Source organism: Plantactinospora sp. A48, assembly GCF_055793945.1.
This window is the reverse complement of the sequence record NZ_JBTIXF010000160.1, coordinates 1-249: the sequence shown is the minus strand read 5'-3', so window position 1 is coordinate 249 and position 249 is coordinate 1. Positions and strand designations below refer to the sequence as shown.

General features: G+C 72.7%; 1 protein-coding gene. It reads right to left on the bottom strand.

The window, feature by feature from the left end; genetic code table 11:
- Positions 1 to 249 (bottom strand): tetratricopeptide repeat protein (locus ACXN5W_RS30420; RefSeq protein WP_473161826.1); only part of this gene is annotated, 249 nt, incomplete at both ends.

The following is a 249-nucleotide window of genomic DNA, read 5'->3' as shown; positions in this document are numbered from 1 at the left end:
AGGTCGGGCAGGTAGGCGTCCGGGTTCGCCTCGGCCAACCGGCGCCGGATCGTAACGGCTTCCTCGGCCGGGGCCAACGCCTGCTCCCGCCGCCCCAACCCGGACAGGAAGATGCCGAGGTTGTTCAACGACCCGGCGAGGTCGGGCAGGTAGGCGTCCGGGTTCGCCTCGGCCAACCGGCGCCGGATCGTAACGGCTTCCTCGGCCGGGGCCAACGCCTGCTCCCGCCGCCCCAACCCGGACAGGAAG